Annotated in this window: 12 protein-coding genes; 2 read left to right on the top strand and 10 right to left on the bottom strand. The window is 35.2% G+C overall.

Annotated elements, in window-relative coordinates; genetic code table 11:
- Positions 1-606: 606 nt before the first annotated feature.
- A complete protein-coding gene (locus P2W65_RS19175; RefSeq protein WP_289660114.1) occupies positions 607-1,434 on the top strand; it encodes a DUF8693 domain-containing protein in 828 nt (275 codons plus the stop codon).
- A gap of 160 nt (positions 1,435-1,594) precedes the next feature.
- Here P2W65_RS19175 and P2W65_RS19180 read toward each other — a convergent pair whose 3' ends face one another.
- From P2W65_RS19180 to P2W65_RS19205, 6 genes are all read right to left on the bottom strand, one after another.
- Positions 1,595-3,973 (bottom strand): DUF4982 domain-containing protein, encoded by a 2,379-nt coding sequence (locus P2W65_RS19180; protein WP_434783344.1) that lies wholly within the window; start codon positions 3,971-3,973, stop codon positions 1,595-1,597.
- Between the two features lie 352 nt (positions 3,974-4,325).
- Complete coding sequence (locus tag P2W65_RS19185) at positions 4,326-5,357, bottom strand: glycoside hydrolase family 53 protein (protein ID WP_289660117.1); 1,032 nt, start codon at positions 5,355-5,357, stop codon at positions 4,326-4,328.
- Between the two features lie 3 nt (positions 5,358-5,360).
- A complete protein-coding gene (locus tag P2W65_RS19190; protein ID WP_289660122.1) occupies positions 5,361-6,458 on the bottom strand; it encodes a glycoside hydrolase family 53 protein in 1,098 nt (365 codons plus the stop codon).
- A gap of 101 nt (positions 6,459-6,559) precedes the next feature.
- The gene (locus P2W65_RS19195; RefSeq protein ID WP_289660125.1) at positions 6,560-7,627 is read right to left on the bottom strand and encodes a SusE domain-containing protein; all 1,068 of its coding nucleotides are present in this window, start codon (positions 7,625-7,627) and stop codon (positions 6,560-6,562) included.
- Between the two features lie 28 nt (positions 7,628-7,655).
- A complete protein-coding gene (locus P2W65_RS19200; protein WP_289660129.1) occupies positions 7,656-9,263 on the bottom strand; it encodes a RagB/SusD family nutrient uptake outer membrane protein in 1,608 nt (535 codons plus the stop codon).
- Between the two features lie 10 nt (positions 9,264-9,273).
- A complete protein-coding gene (locus P2W65_RS19205) occupies positions 9,274-12,216 on the bottom strand; it encodes a SusC/RagA family TonB-linked outer membrane protein (RefSeq protein ID WP_289660131.1) in 2,943 nt (980 codons plus the stop codon).
- 744 nt (positions 12,217-12,960) lie between these two features.
- Between P2W65_RS19205 and P2W65_RS19210 the strand changes: the two genes are divergently transcribed.
- Positions 12,961-17,031: a hybrid sensor histidine kinase/response regulator transcription factor gene (locus P2W65_RS19210; protein ID WP_289660134.1), complete on the top strand. Its 4,071-nt coding sequence runs from the start codon at positions 12,961-12,963 to the stop codon at positions 17,029-17,031.
- A 52-nt stretch (positions 17,032-17,083) separates the two neighbouring features.
- Here the strand turns inward: P2W65_RS19210 and P2W65_RS19215 are convergent, their stop codons facing one another.
- The 4 genes from P2W65_RS19215 to P2W65_RS19230 all read right to left on the bottom strand — a co-directional run bounded on the left by P2W65_RS19215 (position 17,084) and on the right by P2W65_RS19230 (position 24,257).
- Positions 17,084-18,670, bottom strand: a complete 1,587-nt coding sequence (locus P2W65_RS19215) for a family 43 glycosylhydrolase (RefSeq protein ID WP_289660136.1) — start codon at positions 18,668-18,670, stop codon at positions 17,084-17,086.
- Positions 18,671-18,686: 16 nt separating this feature from the next.
- Entirely contained in the window at positions 18,687-20,057 is a 1,371-nt protein-coding gene (locus tag P2W65_RS19220) for a glycoside hydrolase family 28 protein (RefSeq protein WP_289660138.1), read from the bottom strand.
- A gap of 56 nt (positions 20,058-20,113) precedes the next feature.
- On the bottom strand, positions 20,114-21,901 hold the full coding sequence (locus P2W65_RS19225; RefSeq protein ID WP_434783345.1) for a rhamnogalacturonan lyase: 1,788 nt from the start codon (positions 21,899-21,901) through the stop codon (positions 20,114-20,116).
- Between the two features lie 232 nt (positions 21,902-22,133).
- Positions 22,134-24,257, bottom strand: a complete 2,124-nt coding sequence (locus P2W65_RS19230) for a hypothetical protein (protein WP_289660142.1) — start codon at positions 24,255-24,257, stop codon at positions 22,134-22,136.
- Positions 24,258-24,282: the final 25 nt, after the last annotated feature.

A 24,282-nucleotide genomic window follows, 5' to 3' on the forward strand; every position in this document is an offset into this window, starting at 1 on the left:
ACTTCAAATATAGTAAACTTTTTTAAATTATATAATTTCAATTAAAAAACACAAAAAAATATATTTTATAAAAAATTACAACAATTATATTACGATAAAATAAAAATTAATACCAAAAATAGAAGATTCTAATCTATGAAGTTTTTTTCTCATTCCTAACTTTATAGTTTTTCTCTTTACTTCTATCGAAACAACTAAAAAACACTCTTTGAAGAGCATACTATAAAGCTTTTAAGACTTAAATATAACAATAAGGTAAATATATTCCCAATAAGACTATTTTTAGCAGTAGAGCAGTCTCCTTCCCTTTTTCCTCTGCATTTAGATTTGTAATTTAACATCTTATTTCATCGATAAAAAGCAAAAAACATCGATGTAATACATTATAAAATAAAAGAAAGCCTTAAAATCTTACATTAAAAATCAAATGACTTTTACCTTAGAAAAACTGGAAAGCATCAGTTTAAAAATAAGTCCATAGAAAAAACGCCAGTCATTTTATAATTTCCGTATCATCATATTACTGTCTTTTCTTTTAATCACTCCTAAATCCAAAAAAGTCCAAAAACGGCACAATATTATTTATAAATTTTAAATCAGCTAAACATGAAAAAACTTTACTTATCCTCTCTTTTATTCTCTACAATGCAGTCCTTGTTTTTACTGCACCCAATCGCAACTCACTGCGGTACTCTTCCCGTTGAAAGCAATAAAAAATTATTCATGAGTAAATATGAAGATACACAAGTTCAGAACAGACATCGTGTATGGCTAAATCTAACGAGCAAAGAAGGAATTTTTAAACAGCTTTTAATTGGATATACCGCAGGAGCCACCAATGGCTGGGATTATGCATATGATGCTGTTTCAATGGACGCTTATAAACCTGCAGATTTTTACAGCATCAATGAAGGAAAAAAACTGACTATTCAAGGACGTGCACTACCTTTTGAGCTCTCAGACATTATTCAACTGGGATACCGTTCGGCAGTTACGGGCGATCTTACCATCTCCATTGATCATGCTGACGGCGATTTGACTAATCAGGCTATTTATCTTCTAGACAAACAGACTGGAAAAATGCACAACCTTAGAAACGGCGGTTATACATTCTCCACTGTGATAGGAATTTTTAACAATCGTTTTGAAATCCGATATACTGAAGAAACCCAGAAATTAGGAACTCCAGAATTTACTTCTCTATCTCCTGAGCTTACAGTGGCTTCAAAAAATAAAATCATCAGCTTGAAATCTCAAAACCAACAATTGAAGGAAGTATCCATTTTTGATATCACGGGAAAAATGCTTTATAGCAATCATCCAACAGGAACATCTGATTTGGAAATCAATACAATTCAAGGCAGTGTACAAATCTTACTCGTCAAAACAATATTGGAGAATGGCAATACCATAACCAAAAAAGTGTTTTTCTAGCCTTTTTTTAAATAAAAAAACTACGCTAGTACACAAGGAAGATATTGAAGAATATGGCAAAGCCTTACTGTTATACATACTAAAATTACCAGTAAAAATAGCAACTAATTAATTGTATTTAAAAAATCCTCAATCAACAGGTTTGATTGAGGATTTTGTTTTATTTTATTGTTTTAATATTAATTCTTGCCTTTTCAAGATTATCCCCTTTAACTTCAAGCTGCATAGTACCACTTTGTTTAGTTGATTTTACAAGTACAACCAGTTTACCGCTAAAAAGCTTCATTTTATTATCATGAAATATTTCCAATGATGTAGCATCTCCGTTACAGGCTGCTCTATAAGTTCCAGCTCCGGTAACTTTAAACTCCAGTTCATTGACTGCTGTAGGACATGGAATGCCATTTTTATCTACGACCGAAACTGTTACAAAAGAAATATCATCTCCATCAGCTTTGATCGTTTTGCGATCTGCTTCAAGCACAATTTTATAAGGATCTCCAGCCGTTTTAATTTCATTTTCTGCCACCACTTTTCCATTAGAATCAAATGCTACGACTTTTACCGTTCCTGGTTCGTATTTAACATCATTCCACATCAATCTATAACGGGTCTGTGGCGTTGAATTGTTCTTTTTCTGAACGCCCATACTTTTTCCATTTACAAAAAGCTCGGCGCTGTCGTAATTGGTGTAAACGAAAACAGGAGTAACTTCGCTTTCTCTTCCTTTCCAGTTCCAATGTGGCAGAATATGAAGCGTTTTATCTTTTGTATTCCATCTGCTTCTGTAAAGATAAAAACGGTCTTTAGGAAGTCCCGCCAAATCTGAAATCCCAAAATATGAACTTCTTGACGGCCATTTTTCATCATAAGGTGTTGGCTCTCCTAAATAATCAAAACCTGTCCAGACAAATTCTCCAATAACCCACGGTTTGTCATCCTGAAGCACAAAATCTTCATCAGGGACATTGGACCAGCTGCAAGCTTCTAAATCATACGAAGAACTTTGAAAATCATCATATTCTTTATTCTTTGCCTGCGCAACAGGAAACTTATAAATTCCTCTTGAACTCACTGTCGAAGCTGTTTCTGAACCTAAAATAAGTCCTTGCGGAAATGTTTTATATGCTTCTTCGTAAAGATGCACTCTATAATTTAATCCCGGAATATCGAGCAAAGCTCCAAAGCCAGATTCCATAGTTGCTTTTACCTGATCCATACCAACAGTAACGGGTCTTGTAGGATCTTCACGGTGAAAAATGTCCTGCAGCCATTTGGCACGTTTTACCCCTTCAGCGCCCCATTGATCGGGAACCTCATTTCCAGAACTCCACATTACAATGCAAGGATGATTACGTGTAGCTCTCACTAAATTGACAATATCTTTTTCTGCATATTGGTCAAAAAAGCGATGATAACCGTTTTGTACTTTGGGTTTTGCCCATTCATCAAAACTTTCTGCCAGAAACATAAATCCCATTTCGTCAGCCAGTTCCAACTGCTCAAACGAAGGCATATTATGAGAACTTCTAATTGCGTTGCATCCCATATCTTTTAGAATCGTCAATTGTCTTCGAAGTGCGGCTTTATTTATAGCCGCACCAAGAGGCCCTAAATCGTGATGAAGACAAACCCCTTTAAATTTCATCACTTTACCATTAAGGCTGAATCCTTTATTAGCTTCATATTTAATAAATCGGATACCGAATTTTATATTTTGCTCGTCTTTTAATGTTCCGTCTGCAGCATATAATTTGGTTACTGCAGTATACAAATAAGGTGTCTCAGGACTCCATAAATGAGGCTTGGCCACTTCAATTATTTGATGGAATTTTCCATCTTTTATTTCTGAAGCTTTTTGCGTTGCCACTACTTTATTAGCTGCATCTTTTATCTCTGTAACCATTGACATAGTACTGCCATGAACTTCTGCTTTAATATCAACAACTGCATTATCGTCTTTCATTTCAGGCGTCGTAATAAAAGTCCCCCACTGTTCAAAACTTTCTTCTTCTTTTATTACAATACTAACATTTCTGTAAAGTCCGGCACCAGGATACCATCTTGAAGAAAATGGCATATTAGTCAATTTAACAGCCAATAGATTTTCTGAACCTACTTTTAGATCTTTACTAATGTCAATATAAAAATAGCTGTAGCCATAACCCCATTCCCCTATCTTTTTTCCATTTAAGTAAACTTGAGGTTCACTCATTGCGCCTTCAAAAATAAGAAGTGCTTTTTTTCCTTTTTTAAACTGCGGAATAGAGAATGAATTACGGTACCAGCCCGTTCCAATATGTGGTAATGATCCTGTACGACCCGTTTTTTCTGTTGGAATTTTTTCGCCGTTTTGCTCAATTGCCGAAACCTGTTTGTCCCATTCTTTATCAAAAGGTCCATAAATAGCCCAATCGTGCGGGACACTTACTTTTTCCCATTTAGAAGTATTGAAATTTACAGAAAAGGCATCTTCTTTTACATCTTTAGAAAAACGCCAGTTATCTTTTAAAATAATTGTGGTAGATTGTGATATCATTTTTACAGATGAAAAAAACAGCAAACTGGAGAATAATATTGACCTGATAATTAATTTCATTTTCTTTTTTATTTTTTTATCATAAAGATATTAATACAACTCGTTGCGCATAATTATTTTAACACATAGAAATATAGTCCCGATAGCTATTGGAATGAACTCAAAAAAGGCGTTTCACTTGCATCAACAAACATAGCTATGTGTGAGAAACGAGTTTCTTTCTAATTTACTTTTCCAAGAACATAAAATCTATGTTTCTATGTGTTTAATATTTTTTTCATTACACTCAACTGGTTAAGTTCATTTAGTTTTATGAAACTTAATTTCTGAATGGTAAATTTTAATTGTTTTTTTAATTCTTGAAAGCATCCAATGCAGGCGAAGGTTTTCCGTCAGGAAGCCAAGCATTAAGCTGATAACCGCTCCAGCTTTTTTCACCTTGCGGCTCCCAATAGATAACACCTAGACCTTTATTATTTGGTACACTTTTTACGGCTTTAATGGTGGCTTCGAGCATTTCTTTGGTATTTTGTACTGCTTCAAAATCGCCGCCAACTTCCACAACCATAACTTCTTTTTTGTAACGCGAAGCCATATCTTTTAGATTATTTTCTAAATCTAAAATAGTGCTTTGATAATCGGTTTTGATCCAATATGGATAATACGATAAACCAATTACGTCATATTTTACTTTGTTTTCAGTTGCTTTATCGAAAAACCATCTAAATTTTTCACTCTTATTTCCTTCATCCAAATGAACAATTACTTTAATTTTTGGATCAATCGCTTTTGTGGCTTCATATCCTTTATCAAGTAATTGTGCCAATTGCTTAAAATTATCTGTACTGCCTTCCGGCCAAAGCATACCGCCTGGAATTTCATTTCCTACCTGAACCCATTCTGGAGTTACTCCGGCTTTTTTCAACAGTTTTAAAACGTCATAAGTATGCTGATACACATCGGTTAACAATTCTGGAAAAGAATGTTTCGCCCACGCTGCCGGTTTGTTTTGTTTGCCCGGATCTGCCCACGAATCACTGTAATGGAAATTGATCATAATACGCACTCCCATTTTTTGTGCACGAACCGCCATCACAACGGTTTCTTCGGGACTACAATGTCCGCTGGCTTTATCATCATTCGGATTTACCCAAACGCGCAATCTGATGGTATTGATACCACGGTCTTTTAATAATTGCAGACAGTCTTTTTGAGAACCGTCTGCATCATAGAATTTATAGCCCGTTGCTTCCATCTGCGGTAACCAGCCTATATCTGCTCCTTTAGAAAAGGAATTCTTTTCGCTAATCATTTTTGGTTTACACGAAGTAAAGGCAATACCAATTAGCATTAAAAAAGAGATCGTTTTTAGCGTTTTTTTCATGATTTAGTCTTTACTGAAAGCTTGCATTACGGATAAGGCATTGTTATCAAAACTATATAAAGCTTGATTTTCGAATGTAGAACCAGTTGTTGATTGTGGCCCTTTAAAAGCAACCCATTCACCTCCCCAATAGGCAAAACCTTGTCCATACTGCGATGTTTTTACTATGTTTTTTATATCCATAACAAAAGTTCTTTGTCCAGCAGGAGTTGCAGGATATCCAGGTACCAGCTGATCACTTGTTCCTACGATATTATTAGTCTGGTCATTGTGTAATAAGGTAAAAGGATAAGCAGTTTCTGCAATCAAGACTTTTTTACTGAATTTCTTTCCTAAAGCATCAATAGTATTTTTTACTTCATTTAAATCCTTACCGTGCCAAACAGGATAATAAGATAATCCGATATAGTCATAATCAATACTTTTCATTTTAGTAAAAAACCAATCTGTACCGCCTCCGCTAACACCAGCATAATGAATCATTATTTTGGTGTTGGGTGCTTTGCTGCGAACTACTGCACTTGCTGCACTCAATATTTCAATACATTGTTTTTCGTTACTGATTAAGTTTCCTTGCGGCCATAATAACCCGCTGTTGATTTCATTTCCAATCTGAATAATATCTGGGTTGATTTCTGAAATTATTGTTGACGTGTAAGAAGTAACAGCCGATTTCAAATCAGCAAAATTTAGATTTTTCCATTCTTCTGGAGTGGTTTGAACTCCTGGATCTGCCCAATCATCAGAATAATGAACCGTAAGCCATACTCTTAAACCCGCTTGTCTTGCTTTTTGAGCCAATTGTTTTACTTCACTTAAACCTGAGCGTCCATTTACAGGTTTTTTCCATAAACGAATTCGGACAGTATTACAACCTGCATTTCTTAGCGTTGTAAACATTCCTTCGGCTTTTCCATTGCTATAGAATTTAGTTCCCAGAGATTCCATTTGCGGAAGAAAAGAAACATCTGAAGCTCTGATAAAAGTATCACTTACATCTGGCGGATTAACCGGTTCTGTGTCTGCATTATCATTACTTGAGCACGAAAATTGAATTGCAGTTATAGCAATTACCCCAAGAATCTTTATATATTTTTTCATGATAGAAGTTATAAGTAGTGAAATTTTGAATTTAAAATAAGCTCTTTTACTGTAAAGATGAAGCCTCAGCTTATTGAGGCTTCTCTTATTTTTTGATTCAGTTATGGCGTTGGTATAAACATATAACGACCATCTAAGTCATTAAACCAGATTTCGTATTTCCCTGCCTCGACAAGTATATCTCCACCATTATCTCCCCAACTTACGGTCCAGCTGTTATCAGCTCTGAATTTCATTTTTCCTGCTTTTAAGGTTTGGGTAACTTTCCAGATATGACCGTCAAATGCCGATTTTACTAAAGGAACATCTTGAGCCCAACCTGTATCATCACCTGTTAATACAGATCCAGTCATACTAATAGTTGCATACGTTGTCATTGGTCCTGTATAAGGTGTAATTTTGTATGTTAAATCTTCAAGATTAAGTTCAAAACTATAATAACCTGAAGCTGTCGTTGGGAAAACACTTGGGTCAGTATCTGCTTCTGTTGCTCTGTATTGTACTTTAGCACCATTTGTTCCATAAGCTGGTGCCCAGAATCCAATTTGTTCTATTAATTTAAAACCATCTTTATTAAAGTAACCTGTATAATAATGTTTTGCATTTTCTTTTGGATCTCTATAAATCGGCATATTATTGCTCGTTACACTCCAACCTGCAGCAGTACCAGGTCCCACTAAAAACAAATCTTTTTTAGGCAATTCTCCTCTGTAAGGAGTTACATTGATTGTAATTGGCGTAGAAAGTTTTGGTTCTGAAAGTGTAGTTCCAACAGTAGATTTAATTCTAACATCAATTGTACCTTGCTCATCAGGAACCAATCCAAGTTCCAGCGCTTTTGCATTAAGTTCTGCGACTGTGATAGAAGCGTGTGTAGAAGTTGAAGAGGTAATATCTACCGGTGCTGCAAACTCCGTATTACTTGCTGCAAACTGTACCGTATAAGTAATAATTGTAGGTGTTCCGTAACTTACTTTTTCCCAAGTAAAGGTAATAGCAGTATTATTTGGAGTTGCTTTATTTAGAATTGTAGAAGAACCGCCTTCCGGAGTTATGATAGCAAAAGCAGCTTCCTGAGGCTCTAAAATCATTAAATTTTCTTCGTTTTCACAAGACCAAAATCCTGTAAGTACAACAACAGCTATAAAAATTTTATATATAAGTTTCATTTTGTATATCGTTTAAGTTAAAAAAGTTTTAGTAACCTGTGTTTTGAGTTAAATTTCTATTGGCTCCCAACGAACCTTCTGGAATAGGAAAAACACTCATATAAGAAGGGATAGCAATTCCTTTAGAGGAATTTCCTTTCCATGCCCAATTGTAAGAACCACCAGTATATTTTCCAAAACGAATTAAATCTTGTCTTCTGTGCGCTTCCCAATGCAATTCTCGAGCTCTTTCATCAATAAGAAAATCAAGCGTCAACTCACTTAAAGTAATATTTCCAACTGTTGAATTATTATTAGCTCTTTGTCTTAAAGCATTCACATAATTTAATGCTTGAGTAGTTGTTCCGTTTCCACCTCTCAAAGTAGCTTCAGCATACATTAAATACACATCGGCCAATCTGAATAATGGAAAATCGGTATCCGCATAAGTAGAACTGATTCCGTTAACTCCAGTAGACGTTTTATTGGAAAACTTTGATAAAATGTAACCTTGTGTTTTTACGCCAATATCATCAATATCAATCGATCTTTGTTTTGCTGGATCACCTTGCACACCTTTTCCGATTGTGTTTCTAGTATCCTGGCTAAATTTAACACCATCAAATTTTTGAGCAAACTCTTTTCTGATTCTCAGCGCTCCTGTCCAGCCTCCAATTCCAAAATCGGCACCATTGTTTTCCCAAGCGCCAATTTGTCCATTTGTCAATACAGTTGTTGCTCCCCAGTTTTGTGAAACTGCTCCGTCTGACTGGATTCCGAATATGATTTCTTCAGAAGTATTATTATCAGCTTTGAAATTGTCTAAATATTTCGGTTTCAAAGTATAACCACCAGCAATGATATCGTTACACATTGCAACACAGTCATTAAAACGATTTTCTTGAATATATACTTGAGCATTCAAATACATTTTAGCCAAAATCATGCGCGCCATAGATTGGTCTACTCTTCCGTATTCATTTGTTCTTGCTGCTTTTAAATCTGGTAAAACCGTTTTTAATTCAGTTTCGACATATTCAAACAATTGTTTTCTGTTTACCTCAGGCCCCGTAAAATTTACAGGATCATTTTCAGTATACATTGGCGCTTTCCCAAATAAATCCATCATAGTATAATAAGCATACGCTCTTAAAACACGAACCTCTTGACGGTAAAGTGCTATATCAGCCACTGTTGTCGCATTTGTAATACCTCTTGAACTTAATTTTTCTGGAGTACTCTGGCGTAAAAACTCATTTGCATAAGCCACAGAAACCATAGTTCTACTAAACATTCCTAAAATTACAGGATTTGCAGGTGTCCAAATGTTACGTTGTAATTCTGCCGTTCCACCATCATTTTCATAACTCCAAACCAATTCATCTGTAGTTAATTCCTGCATGTATAATAAACATCTTGTAAACTGGCTCGTTCCCGCATCTACACCTTCAAGCGAAGAGTTGTCAGGCCCCAAAACACCTGTTAAAGTTAAATTTCCATATACTCCTGCGAATGCTTTTTTGTATCCGTCAGGCGTAGAAAATAATACATCAGAAGAAAGAACATCGTCATCTTTTGAGACAACATTTAAATCATCTGTACAGGACTGAAACATCAGAGTCAATGCAGCTATTGTTATTACTATATATTTTTTCATGTTTGCTGTATTAAAATTTAAGATTAAGACCAAATAGTACTGATCGCTGTCTTGGATAAATCGTTTTGTCTACACCATTATTTGTGATTTCAGGATCCAAACCACTGTATTTGGTAAGTACAAAAACGTTCTGAACTCCCGTTGATACTCTTAACGAAGCTTTGCTGTTTAGCCAGTTCGATAAAGTATAGCCCAACGTAATGTTATCTAATTTTAAAAATGAAGCATTTTCAATATAAAGATCTGATAATACTACATTTGAAGTAGTCTGAAAATTGGTTTCCAATACCTGAGATGGAATATTACTTAAAACACCCCCATTTTCCATAGCATCATATTGTGCTCTGCTGGCATCAACCGCATTAAAAATTCGGTTCCCAATACTTGCACGTAAATTGAATGAAAAGTCAAACTTTTTGTAATTCATATTCGATGCAAATCCTAATGTGAAATCTGGATCTGGATTATTGTAAATGTATTTATCTGAATCATTTTTGATATTATCGCCATTTAAATCAGCAAATGCACCATCAATTGGTTTTCCTTCGTTGTTGTATAATTGTTTGTATACATAGAAAGAATATGGCGTGTAGCCTTCTCTAAAAATTTGCCCTGGAGTTCCTGTTCCTGCAATATTGTCTCCTAAAAAGATATCGGTTCCATTAACTAGATTTTTGATTCTTCTTTCGAATTTGGCAATATTAAAGTTCATATTCCAGTTAAAATTTTCTGTTCTAACTGCATTCGCGTTAAGCGTAAACTCTACTCCTTTTGTGGTAAAACTTCCAACATTTTGATAAACACGGTTAGAAAAGTTACTACCATCCGATATTGCTGCGTTTACTAATAAATCTTTAGATTCTTTATAATAAACATCAAGTCCAGCAGCCAAGCGATTGTCTAAAAATCCAAAATCAAGACCTGCGTTGTATGAAGTGGTTTCTTCCCATTTCAAATTGTTTGTTCTTTTTGAAGGAAGTGCAACAGCTACAGGACTTGCTCCAAAATAATATTCGGAATTTCCACTTCCAACTTGGTATTTCTGCAAGTATCCATTTGGTTCAGGAATATCCTGCTGTCCTGTAATACCATAACTTAATCTTAATTTTAAGTCAGATAACACGGTGCTTTCTTTAAAGAAATCTTCTTTAATTTTCCATGCAAAAGCTACAGAAGGGAAATTTCCCCAACGGTTTGCTTCTTCAAATCTTGAAGAACCATCTCTTCTGTAAGACAGCGTTAATAAATATTTATCTCTAAAATTCAAGTTTGTTCTGGCAAAAAATCCTAACAAAACAACATCTGTATCCAAAGTAGTTTCAGGAAATGTCGATGGCAAATCGGGATTTAAGATATTACCTGTTTCAAATTTTGAGCTTTGAAATTTTTGATACGAATAACCACCCGTCATTTCAAAATTCAATGATTTAAACGTTTTGTTATAAACCAAATAAGTGTCTAATAATTTATTTCTTCTAGTTTGTTCCGTATATTCATTTGTACCATACGGAATATTGTTGTTGGATGGAGCAGAACCTGCATCAGCTCCTACTAATCTTCTTCTGTCTCCATTCGATTCATCAAAACCAACATTTACAACCGCTCTTAAAGCAGGCAAAAAGTGGAATTTATAATCGATTTCAAAATTTCCAAAAATTCTGTCGTTCGTTCCTCTATCATTTGTATTCAACAATTGCGCAACAGGATTTCTTGCTGCAGTTGAAACTAGCGGATAATTACCGTTTGAATCTACTCCTGTCGTATATTCAAAATAACCTCCGTAAGGCGCTCCTTCCACTTTTATTGGCTGTGTTGGGTCAAAACCGATAGCAGCTCCTTCAACAGCATCCGTAAATCGGTTAATCTCGTTTGTGTAATTAGCCGAAAGCCTCATTTTTAAATGATTGTCCAAGAACGTTGGGTTCATTACTAAACCAACGGTGTTTCTTTTAAAATTATTCGTCAAGCGTAATCCTTGCTGATCTGTATTTCCAAGTGTTAAACTGGTTGGAATAATATTGAACAAGCTTCCTCTAACGGCTAAACTTTGATCTACTGTTCCAGTATTTCTATAAATTGCTTTTTGCCAGTCTGTATTTGCTGTTCCTAGTTTATCCAAATCATCGCTTCTTCTGTCTGCAATTACACTTCTAAATTCGTCAGCACTGAAAACATCAACGGTTTTAGTCAGCGAACCTGCAGCATATTGCACATTGTAATCTACAGACAATGTTTTACTTCCTTTTTTAGTCGTAATAATAATTACACCATTTGAAGCACGAGAACCATAAATTGCCGAAGCCGATGCGTCTTTTAAAACTGTGATCGATTCAACCGTTGCTGGGTTCAATGAGGCTAAAAACGAAGAAGAACCTGTATTGGTCGCATTATCAAGAGGCAATCCGTCAATTACAATAAGTGGGTCATTACTAGCAAAAAGCGAACTTCCTCCTCGAATTCTAATTTGAGAGCTGGAACCTGGAGCACCAGTTGAATTTACTGTTAGACCTGCCACTCTTCCGTTAAGCAGATTTTCTGTTGTAATATTATTTCCTTTGTTAAAGTCTTTTGTAGTAAGTGCTGTAACAGATCCTGTAGCGTCTTTCTTTTTAACGCTTCCATATCCTACCTGTACAACCACTTCTTTCAGCTGATTTGTATCTTCTTCAAGATATACGGTTACATTTTTCTGCCCGCCAACTGCAATAGTTTGATTGACATAACCAGTAAAGGAAACGGCAATTTGACTATCTGATTTTACTCCAGATAATTGAAATTTCCCATCAAAGTCAGTAGAGGTGCTGCTATTGACACCTAATACTTTTATGTTCGCTCCCGGTATGGGCTGTTTGGAACCCTTTTCCAAGACGACACCGCTGATTGTGTTCTGAGCGAAAACACAAAAAGGAAGCAAGAGTAATAAAAGTAAAAATTTAGTTTTAATCCTTTTCATACTTTTTTTAATTGGTTTGGTTTAAGTTAGTTTTTGTTCATTCAGTTTAAGTCGAAAAAAGATAGCAGGAAATAAACCTAAAGAAATAATGTTTAGTTTTTATACTAATTATTTCTTTGAATTATAAACTGTTTTCTTTTTAAAATAAGCGTAATCTTTTCTTTAGAATGAGGATAGGTTTCCTCTGTAAAGTTTAATTGGAGTGCTGGTCATTTTTAAATTGTTTTTGGTTAAGATAATTAGTTAGATGTTTTGTTGACTTGCTTTAAACAAAAAATAAAACACAATTATTCAATCGTTATAGCTTGTCAACTCACATTGCAAATTAAGGATACAGCGCGTTTTAAATACAGGGAAAAATTCATTTATAAAAGGGGACAATTTCGTAAAAGGATAAATAGAATGCCTTATAAAAACAGATTCTTCATTTTTTTGGTCTAAAAAAAATAACAAAGCAAAAAATTAATCATTAAAAAAACATATTTAATAATACATTAGATTGTCGTTTTAGAACTTTATTATTTCAGAAAAAAGTTGGCTCTTAGGCTGAAAAAAGAACCTAGAAATTTCCGCCAATAATTAATCTAAAAAACAAATGTTACTTTTACACCTTATGCAATAAATTATTATTTTCGCAAAGCATACCGATTTAAGCTATATTCATCTAAAAAGTTGATTCTGCTTTCAGATCACATTCCTTCTATTTTTCGTATATATAAAGAGCAGTAAGCTTAAAAAAAATCTATGAATAAGTTAGTTTTTCTTGTTATCAGTTTTCTTTCAATAAATGCTTTTGGACAGAATTACCCAATAAGACATCTTGACATTTCATCAGGACTTTCAAACAATTCTGTTGCCACCATATATCAAGATCAAAATGGATACATGTGGTTTGGAACTTTTGACGGACTTAACAGATATGATGGAAACGATTTTAAAATTTACCGCCATATCCATACTGATCCTAATTCTATTCAAGGAAATGCAATAAGCTGTATCGAAGGCGATTATCAAAATAATTTGTGGATAGGAACAACAGCTGGGCCTGTTATTTTTAATGCAGAACGCTCTTCGTTTAGTCCATTGAAATATATTGGAATTGATAAAAAAGTCAAACCTTTACAAATTACTGCTTACGAAATCATTGCCGTACATTCTGAAAATATCATTCTTGTTGCAACAAAGGAAGCAATTGTACTTTATAAAGAAGACCAGAAAACTGGAACAGCAATACCCTTTAACGGAAAATTAAATTATATAGCCCGTTCTATAGCTTACAATGCCAAGAAAAAAATCTTCTTTGTTTTTATAACTGGAAAAGGTCTTTGCCAATATGATATTAAATCAAAAAGACTAACACTTCTAAACAATAGCATTACAGGTGCAAATTGTATCAAACTGACAAATGAAGGACTTTGGATTGGCTCAGATGAAGGTGCCTATTTGTATAATGCAAGTCTCAATAGCTATTCTAAAAACTACTTTCAGGAAAAAACAGTAGTTCGTGATTTTTTCCAGCAGGACAACAGACTTTGGATTGCTACCGACGGTGCGGGACTGTATACCATTACAAAAAATCAATCTACTCCTATTTCATATCAGGCAAATGGCCCTATTTCCTTATTGAAAAGTAAATCGCTGTATGATATTTTTGAAAGCAAAAACGGAGAAATGTGGTTTGGAACACTGCGTGGCGGTGTTAGCATGATGGGAAAAAAGCCACTCTATTTTAATCATTACAAAAGCAAAAATCCTCAAACGAATAAAGAAGACGAAGATCCCGCAGCAAACTTCATGCTTTCTTTTTGTGAAGATGAAAAGAAAAACATTTGGATTGGTACAGATGGTGCAGGAATGCGATACTGGAACAGAAAACAAAACACCTATGATGTTTACTCTACCACATCATCAGCTGGGAGAAAACTTCAAAGTAATTTTGTTACCAGTATCGTTAAAGATTCTGATAATGCTATTTGGGTAGCTATGTGGAAAGGCGGTGTATGTCGTATCGATCCAAAATCAAAAGCAATTCAGAATTATTCCATTTATAATCAATACACTAAAAAAGCGGAACAAGAATCATGGCTGCTTTTTTTAGATTCAAAAAAAATACTTTGGCTTGCCGTAACTAATGCAGGCGCATTTTATCAATTTGACAGAAAACAGAATAAATTTATCTGTTATAGTAATACTTTACGCGATGTAACTTGTCTTTACGAAACCAAAGACGGCAAAATATGGGGCGGAACATTCAATTCTTTTTTTGAGATAGATGCCAAAACAAAAAAAATTAAAAACTACCATTCTGATTATAACATTAGATGTATAACTGAGGATCAAAATAACAATCTTTGGATTGGCACCGTAGAAGGCGGTCTGCTTTTATTCGATAGAAAAACAGGAAAGACTAAAAAATACACCACTCAAAACGGCCTTCCTAGTAATACCATATTACGCCTTTTAGAAGACAATGAAGGGAATTTATGGATGAGTACGTACCATGGAATCTCAAGATTTAATCCAAAGAATAATACTTTCAGAAATTTTGGAACCACTGATGGACTGCAGGGCAATCAATTTAGTTGGAATGCAGGAACAAAACTTTCTACGGGAGAATTCATTTTTGGAGGTATAAATGGATTTAATGTTTTTCATCCGGACAGCATAAAAGATAAAAAAAATACAGGCCGATTTTTATTAAATGATTTGCTGGTAAACAATGAATCTTTACCATTGAACAGTCCTTATATAACTGAAAAAAATCTGGAAATGATCAGCAGTGTCGAGCTTCCTTATGAAAAATCGGCGTTAAGTTTTGATTTTGTTTATCTAGATTATGTTAATTCTGAAAAAATCAATACCGCTTATTTTCTCGACGGCTGGGATAAAACCTGGAATTATACTTCAAAAAATAACCGAGCAAATTATTCCCGACTAACTGAAGGAACTTATGTTTTTAAAGTGAAAACAACCGATGTTTTTGGAAATTGGACAAATGAAGTAATATTGGCAACGGTAACAATTCTTCCGCCTTGGTACAGAACTTGGTGGGCTTATACCTTTTATTTAATTGGTATAATTGGCGCTATCTACGCTTACGTTGGTTATCACAAAAACAAGGAAAGACTTCGTTATGAAATAAAACTGGCTCGAATGGAGCATAAAAAAGACAAGGAACATGCAGAGAAACAGTTTTCTATGTTTACTTATATGGCTCATGAATTGCGAACTCCGTTGTCTTTAATTATAAATCCGCTTAAAAGTGCAATGGAAAGAAAAAACCGCACTGAAGATGATTTAGATTTAAATCTTGCTTATAAAAATGCGAAGCGATTATTGAGTCTTACAGATCAATTGCTGCTGTTTAGAAAAGCAGAAACCGATCTTGACGAACTCAAAATTTCCAAGATTAATCTGAATCTGCTTTGTAAAGAAATTTACGAGAGCTTTACACAAATGGCGGCGGTTAAAAATCTAAACTACCAATTTATTGAAAATGAAACAGCAGTTGAAATATATGGAGATTATGAAAAAATAGAAATTACGCTGTTCAATTTAATCTCTAATGCTTTTAAATTTACTCCTAATAAAGGATCAATTACTATTGAAGTAATCGAGAATAGTGCTGATGTTTCTATAATTATATCAGATACTGGAAGTGGTATTCACGAAAATGACATTGACACTATTTTTGAAAAATTCAAGCAAATTCAGTCTAAATCTACCAATGGTTTTGGAATCGGACTTTATATTGCTAAATATTTTGTAAACAAACATCATGGCGAAATCATTTGCAAAAGTAAACTTGGAGAAGGCACATCATTCCTAATTACGCTTCCAAAAGGAAACAGCCATTTCGCGGCAATGAACATCAACGAAAATCATCCGCACATGTCACTGCTTGTGGGAGAACTTCTTGAAGGAATGCCTGTCGCTCATCAAAATACATACGAAAAAACAATCGAGTCCTCCTATCCAGAAAATCTTCAGTCAGCAATAATCAGCACTAAAAAAACACTGCTGATTGTGGAAGACAATCCTGAAATGAATCATTATCTGGTACAGCTTTTCTCTAAAAACTATGTTGTTTATGCTGCCGCTAATGGAATTGAGGGATTAAAACTGGTAGAAAAACATACGCCGGATATTGTACTGAGCGACATTTCTATGGAAGGCATGAACGGATTAGATTTGTGCAAAAAAATCAAGCAAAATGACGATTTTGGCCATATTCCTGTAATACTTCTTACAGCTACAACGAGTAACGATATTCATTTGCAGAGTATTACAGAAGGCGCTGATGACTATGTTACTAAACCATTTGACAGTGACATCCTTCTGGCAAGAGTAGATTCGGTTCTTCGAAACAGAGGGCAATTGCGCAAATACTTCTTAGACAGCATTACACTTCGTGAAAACGGAAATAAAGTTCCAACTGAATACAAAGAATTCCTGGATAAATGTATCGAAATTGTTGAAGCCAATCTTGAAAACAGCGAATTCAATTTAAAGAGTTTCTCTACCGAAATGGGAATGAGCCATTCCAGTCTTTATAAGAAGATTAAAGCAATTTCGGGACAAACCGTAAATGTTTTTATCCGATCTATCAGAATACGCAGAGCCGCTGTAATTATGCTTACTGAAAATATTAATATAGCTCAAGTTGGCCCTCAGGTTGGTATCGAAGACCAACGTTATTTCCGTCAGCAGTTCATAAAATTGTTTGGAATGAAACCTTCAGAGTATATCAAAAAATACCGAAATTCTTTTAACAAAGATTTAAACATCATTCAGAAAAGAGATACAGACAATTAGTAAAAAACATCATTTTACCTCTGTTAAAAATCAGATAATTAAGTTTATAATACTAATTCATAAAAGATAAATCATCTACATAACAAAAAGCTCCAGCTTTTCCGTCAGCAAAAAAACCAATCTCCACCTTTCCTCCTTTTACAACGATGTTTGAAATGGTAATGGTTTTCCACGCTGCATTTTGTTCTTTAATAACATAGGAAAATCTCTTGTTACCGCTGACTGCATACATTTCTAAATTCTTAAAATCGGCGCTGTTTTTTATTTTGGCAGAAAGCGTATAAACACCATCTTTTAGTTTAACGAATGGCGAAGAAGCAATAGTTTGAAAAGTCTTTCTTTTGAAATCTATTTTATCACTGATTTCAAGACTTTTCTCTCCAATTACCGTTTTTCGTTCTTCTTCGGTATTAAAGTGATTTAAAACAGGAGAAATTGAATCCAACGAAATCTTATTTCCCTGAATAACTTCAGAAAACCAGCCCGTCAGCTGAATCTGGACAGGTTTTACAGGACTCGGAATGTGTCTGCGGTCGGCTTCAAAACTAGCATTTTTAATATAATTATTATCTTTTGCTACTTCCCATTTTCCTGTTTTTTCTTCCAGATTCCATGAGTTTAAAGAATTAAAATAAGGTGTTGTACCTTCAAACGAAATGGGACACCATTGGTTATATCCCAATCCGTTTCCAGCAAAATTGGCCCAGCGGTCTCCGCAATAGACTATGGTTTCTTGTTTGCTTCCTTTTACAGAAAAGAAAAATCCAGTTTGTGAGATGTGTGCAAAATCATCTTCAGTGCCTTTCATTATCTGCATGTCATTTACAGGGAGATAAGGCCCGCGAATATTGTCTGACACCAAATAATAAGCAAAAGAAGCATCCCAGCCATAAATATTGGACGCAAACATATAATACTTATTCTTGTATTTAAACATACAGTTTCCTTCACGGCTTTCGCCTTTAAAAACCTCCGTACAATCCAAAAGATTTATTTTTTCGTCTTTGATACCAATTTCAGAAACATAAATTTTATTTCGTCCTCTTCCGTAAGAATAGATTAAATAAGATTTTCCGGTATCTTCATCTGTAAAAACAGTCTGGTCGCCAGTGTTGCTCGTTCCAATCATTTTTTCCATATTGATTTTCTGATGCCATTCAAACTGACTTGTCGGCGAGTCCGAAAGTGTAATCAATACTTCTGAGTCGTGCTGTACGAACATCGCATATTTTTTCCATTCCTTGATATAAGCAACTCCCAAACGTCCAACCCATGTTTTGCCGTTTTTATTTACTTTTTCTTTGGTCAAAACATCCCCTTCAAAAGTCCAGTTGACCAAATCTGTAGAGCTGTAACAGGTAACCGACTTGAAAGTTGATGTTGGCAGTGTAACCGCAGGATTATAGCGATAAACATCTGCTTCTTCATATTGTACGCCATACCAATAATATTTCTGGACACCGCTCATCGGGTCTGTAAATTTAAAAATACCGCCTCCCTGACTGTAAATAGGTTTTTCATCTTTGGTTTTCCAAAAAGAATCATTTTTAATATTCAATAATTGCGCTTCAACAACAGAACCGTTAAAACAGCATATAAAAACTAAAAGTATTTTGAACAGAAGGGTATTGATATTCATCTTTCTAAAATTTAAATCAGTTTTGAATACTAAAGTTTTTTACATTTTCATGAATGGATTTTTCTCCCTGAACATTCTGAGCCGTTACATTTTTAAGAAAAATATTTTCGACTGGAAGTTCTTTCTGCGCCAAAATTCTTGAAATAAATTTGACGTTTGTAGCTTTTATATTTTCAAGATACACGTTCTGAATCGGTGTAAGTCTTTTTTCGATTGTTGGAACTAAATTTCGCCATTGGTACAAAACATCGGTTTCAATTCCGAGAATCCCCTCGTCAATTTTTCCTGAAGTTATGTTGGTCATGTGAATGTTCTTTACATAACCGCCTCTTCGTTCATTGGTTTTAATAAATAAAAGATGATTAAGTTTGGCTCCATCTACCACCGTACAATTATCAATAAAAACATTTTCGATACCTCCTGATAGTTCACTTCCAATAGCAACTAATTGATGACCGTTTTTGACAGTACAGTTTCGCATTACAATATTTTTTGAAGGCGTATTCAATCTCCAAGCATCCTGATTACTTCCAGATTTAATCGCAATCGCATCGTCTCCCTGGTCAAAAACACAATTTTCTATCAAAACATTCTGACTCATTTCAGGATCTACACCATCGTTATTATGTCCGTGAGCGTAAACATTCAAATTTCGAAGCACCACATCTTTAGACAAAAAAGGATGAATCGTCCAAAACGGACTGTTCGTAATTTTCACACCTTCCATCAAAATATTTTCGCATCTATTAAACTGAATAAACTGTGGACGGAAATTGGCAGTATCATTTACCATCTGTCTTTCTTTCATGGGTTTATTATAAGAAGCCAGATAATATAATCTCTTCAGGCTTTCCATGTGCGCTTTGGGTCTTGCAAACCATTGTTTCCAAACATCCATTTTTGCTTTTAATTCGCCTTCTCCTGTAATAGCTATATTTTTACATTGATACGCATAAATCAAAGGCGAATAATTATAACATTCATAGCCTTCCCAAGTAGAGCGTACCGCTGGCAGGTAATCTTTTGGATTTTCTGAAAAAAGCAAAACCGCGCCTTTTTTCAAATGCAGATTTACATTGCTTTTAAAATGAATTTTCTTTGTTAACCATTCTCCTTCTGGAATAACTACTGTTCCACCTCCCAATTTGCTGGCCTTAGCAATAGCTTTACTGATGGCATCAGAAGTTTTATTCAAATCTCCTGCAACAGCACCAAAATCTGTAATCGAAAATTCTTTACAGTTGCTGAAATCAGGAATTTTTATCGCTGGCATTTCAAAAGGAGCTTTTACAGTCACTTCCTTTAAGGTTACTCCTGAATCATTTTTCTTGAACGATACAAAAACAAACGAAATCACTAAAGCCGTACAAAATATTATTTTTTTCATGATGAAATTGATTTTAATCTTATGAATTTCTATTCTTTCTAAAATTAACTTTCAAATTATTTTTTTGCCGATACCAGCACAATATTTGGCTTTGGAGCAGGTTTCATGTCTGTCCCCATATAAAAACTAGTATGTGGAGGCTGATTATAACCAACATTCTGCCATGCAATACTCAATCTGTATTGCGGATCGTGCATGAGCGTATACTGTCTGATTTGGGTCGGAATAGTGCTAGAATAAATTCGGAGTTCTTTATTGTCTTCCGACCTCAAAATTAATTCCTCACGCCAGTCGCCTAAAATATCTGCCGAAAGTGCCGGTGTCGATTTTGTACCATTATTAGAAACCGCACCATTTGCAGTAAACAAACGGCCTTTTTCATATTTATCGATATAATTCGAATTGAGAATTTCACGCGATGTATCTCCATCCCAATAAATTAAGAAATTAACTGAACTTGGTGCTTTCCCAACAACGTTGCCTTTCATATCATACAAATTTGGAGAACCTGACCACCAGAATTGTGCGCCTTTTCGGGTTGGATCAATATTATCTGCAACACCTCTGCCGACATCTTCATTTAGAGAATCCGTAAATAAAACTTTTCCATCGGCAGCGGCAAAAATAGTAACCCCAGGCCCTCTTGTACCATTTTCAATTTCATGAATTCCAAAAACTTCTAGACCTGGACGATCAGGATCTAAATCTGAAACATGAATGGCATCTCCATGTCTAAAACCCGTTGTGTACAAACCTTTTCCGTTGTCATCAACACACATCGAACCGTAAATAATTTCATCTTTGCCATCATTATCCACATCAGTAACGGTAAGATTATGATTTCCCATTCCCGAATAAGGATTTTCAGAATCTTTACTATCAAAAACCCATCTTGAAGTTAGTTTTTGATCTTTAAAATCCCATGCTGCCAAAACTGTCCTTCCATAATAACCACGACACATTACAACGCTTGGATGAATTCCGTCAAGATAAGCAACACAAGCCAAAAAACGATCCATACGGTTCCCTTTAGTATCATTTCCACCGCTTCCGCCATGTCCTCCCCAGCCCGCCAAATCGCCTCTTTCAGCAATATAATCGACTGTTGTAATTAATTTTCCTGTTTTTCCGTTAAAGACAGAAAGATATTCAGGGCCTTTTAAAATTTTTCCAAAAGTTGCTGAATTTGGATCTCGATCAACCCAGTCTTTCGATGCATCTCCTACCACATTATTTTGACTGTCTCTAGTGCCATCTGCTGTTTTACAAACAAACTCTGAAATTCCGTCGCCATCCAAATCGTACACCATAAACTGCGTGTAATGTGCGCCTTCGCGAATGTTCTTTCCTAAATTGATTTCCCATAAAAATTTACCTTCCAAAGTATAGGCCTGAAAAATAGGAGGATCTGTAATTCCTGTATGTGAATTGTCATGACCTTTTCCTGTCATGTGCACCACAAGATCATACTTTCCGTCTCCGTCTAAATCGCCAACCGAAAGATCATTTGCTGTATAACCTTCAATTGGTTTTAATACAATTGATAAATAATCTTTATCAGGACTTGAAGCCAGAATCGTAAAACTTCCTTTTGCATCAGATTCTTTTCCTTTTAAAACCGTTTTTACAAACCAGGTATTTTCTTCTTGCACATTCGCTTTTGTATCTACATAGTTTGTTGCGCCAGTAATGGGTTTATCATTTAATTTGACTGCTTTTTTAGTACCGCTTTTACGATATAAATTAAAAGCCAGATCATCTGGATCAGTTCCTAAAACACGCCATCCAATAAAAAACTGACCCTTGTTTTTTACAGCAATAACGCCTCGATCGAGGTTTTCCATTTGCCTTTGCGCAAAAACATTTAGACCCAAAAAAAGCATTATTATTATAAAGTATCTACTATTTTTCATACTGTATTAAATATGTGAGTTTGTTGTTTTTAATCTCGCAAAGTCGCAAAGACGCAAAGAAAATTAAAAGCTAAACTTAGCGTCTTTGCGACTTTGCGAGATTATCTACTTTTTAACTTAAAAAAAAACTTAGAGTCTAAGAATCTCAGCCACTCAGAATCTCTCAAAAAAACTTCTTAAATCCTTCGCTTTTTACTTTCCATGTTCCATCTTTAGGGAAACCCGGATTTTCTTCATTTGTTCCGTCCCAGCCTGCGCACATCATGGCTACTGCTGTCAGTAATCCGCCATTTCCTGGAAGATAAAGTGTTAAGCGTTCTGCTTGATAATTATGTCCATTTTTTAAATAGGTATTCGTAGTCACATTCATAAACAAGGCATCAATTGCTTTTTCCGGCATCTGCAGACGTGCAGCAGACATAGCCGTCATTGGGAAATCCCAACCCCAGGTTTTATCCCATGACCAAGTATTCCAAACCAAATCAAAAGTATTTTTCATGATTTTCTTATCCAACAAAGAAGTTTCTGGAAGCATTCCGAAAGTTCCCAAAACCGAAGGATGATCGGTTTTAAATTCTGGATTGGTATAAGAATCTGTTGCACTTTCTGTCGCCAGATAAACCTGATCTGAAATTGGCAATGGAGACAATTTAGCTAAAACCGTTTCCCATTTCTCAGGTACTTTTTGGTTCAATTTTTTCTTCCATGCAATAGCTGTTTTCAAAGCCCAATTCCAATACGCCAACTCATAAGTTGGATTAAACGTTTCCATAGCTTTAAAACGTTCCTGCGCTGGAATAACGCCCGGCCCTAAAACATAACGGTCTTTTTTAGCATCATAATTAGCAAACGAAGCCATAAAATCTGCGGTTGCAAAAACTCTTTCGCTGTATAAATCTAAAGTTGCTTTTTCAGGTTTATTGCGATATATTAATTCAGCATAGGTAATAAAATGAGGTTGCTGCCAAATCAGAAACGAACCTACAGATGACGGACTTTCGTTACCATCAGGATCGGTCATTTTTTGCCATCTTGCTCCTTCAAAACCTTGTCTTTTGGCAATATTTTTTGCTTTATCAAAAACTTTCTGATACCACGGAAGACTTTTTTCTAATAAATCTGCCCTGTTCCAAAGCGCAAAATGAACTCCGTGCCACCAATGCATTTCTAAATGCGGTTTTCCATACCAACTGTTATACGTTAAACCCGTTTCTTGCGGAGGCACTTTTCCTGTACATTGCACTTTGGTTAGATACTGCGACAAAATTACTCTGCGTTCCAATTCCTTGGCACGCGGATCTGTGCTTCCAGAAAAATCAACTGCGGCACCACTTTTCCAAAACTGTTCCCAGCCTTTGATACTGCTATTTTCGATAACCAAAAAAGAAGAATTTGAAACTGGTTTTTCCGCTAAAGCGAAAAGACAGCTTAATTCTAATACATCTGTATTTGAGGGTTCTAAAACAAAATAATGTTCTCCTGTTTTCTTAATCTGCGCGTTTCCTTTCCAGTTTAAACTCACATTATACGAAATGCTGTCCATCACATGTTTTACAACAGCCTGTGTTTTAGATTTTTCTGTCAGAGTGGTTTTATAATCCTGTCTTCCTTCCCATTTTGTTCCCATATCAGCCCAATCTCCTGTTGGAAAAGGAATTCTTAAACTGATTTTCAGTCGTTTTTCTTTCAATAAAGCGGACTTAACTTTTACACCAATTTCATCTTTGTCTTGATGCGAAGCAGTATAAACGGTCACCGGAGTTCCTTCAACTTCAAAATAACTTTCAATTTCGCCCGTCCATAAATTCAATTTCTGAGAAATCGCCTTAAGATCAGTTGGCTTCACAAGACTTCCATCTTTTTTAGTGATTTCAAAACCTAAATTTCCTAATTGCAATAAATGCGGATTCTGCCTGAACCAGTTTACCGCCTCAACTCTTCTCGGTGGTTCCTTAATTTGAACAGTATATGAAATGTCTCTTCCATACTGTTTGTAATCTCTTAAAGTCTCTGAAAACTTATAACTGTTCACATTTTTATAACTGTCCCAACCCCATTCTGACTGTGTTCCTAACGGAATTCCGTTTTGATACGTTTTTGGAAAAGTCTGAAGTCCTGTTGCATCCACCGTAAAGGCAAAAGCGCCATTCCCGACTGTTAAAGAAGCCAGCGTATCGATTGCCGTAATTTGAACATTATGTCGTGTTACCAAGGCTTTTCGGTCTATTTTTTGAGCAAAAAGCGATGCCGAAAATAGGATGGCAATAATTGAAAATTGTTTTTTCATTAGGTTATTTTTTTGGTTTCTGATT

The sequence above is a fragment of the Flavobacterium panacagri genome, from assembly GCF_030378165.1.
GTDB lineage: Bacteria > Bacteroidota > Bacteroidia > Flavobacteriales > Flavobacteriaceae > Flavobacterium > Flavobacterium panacagri.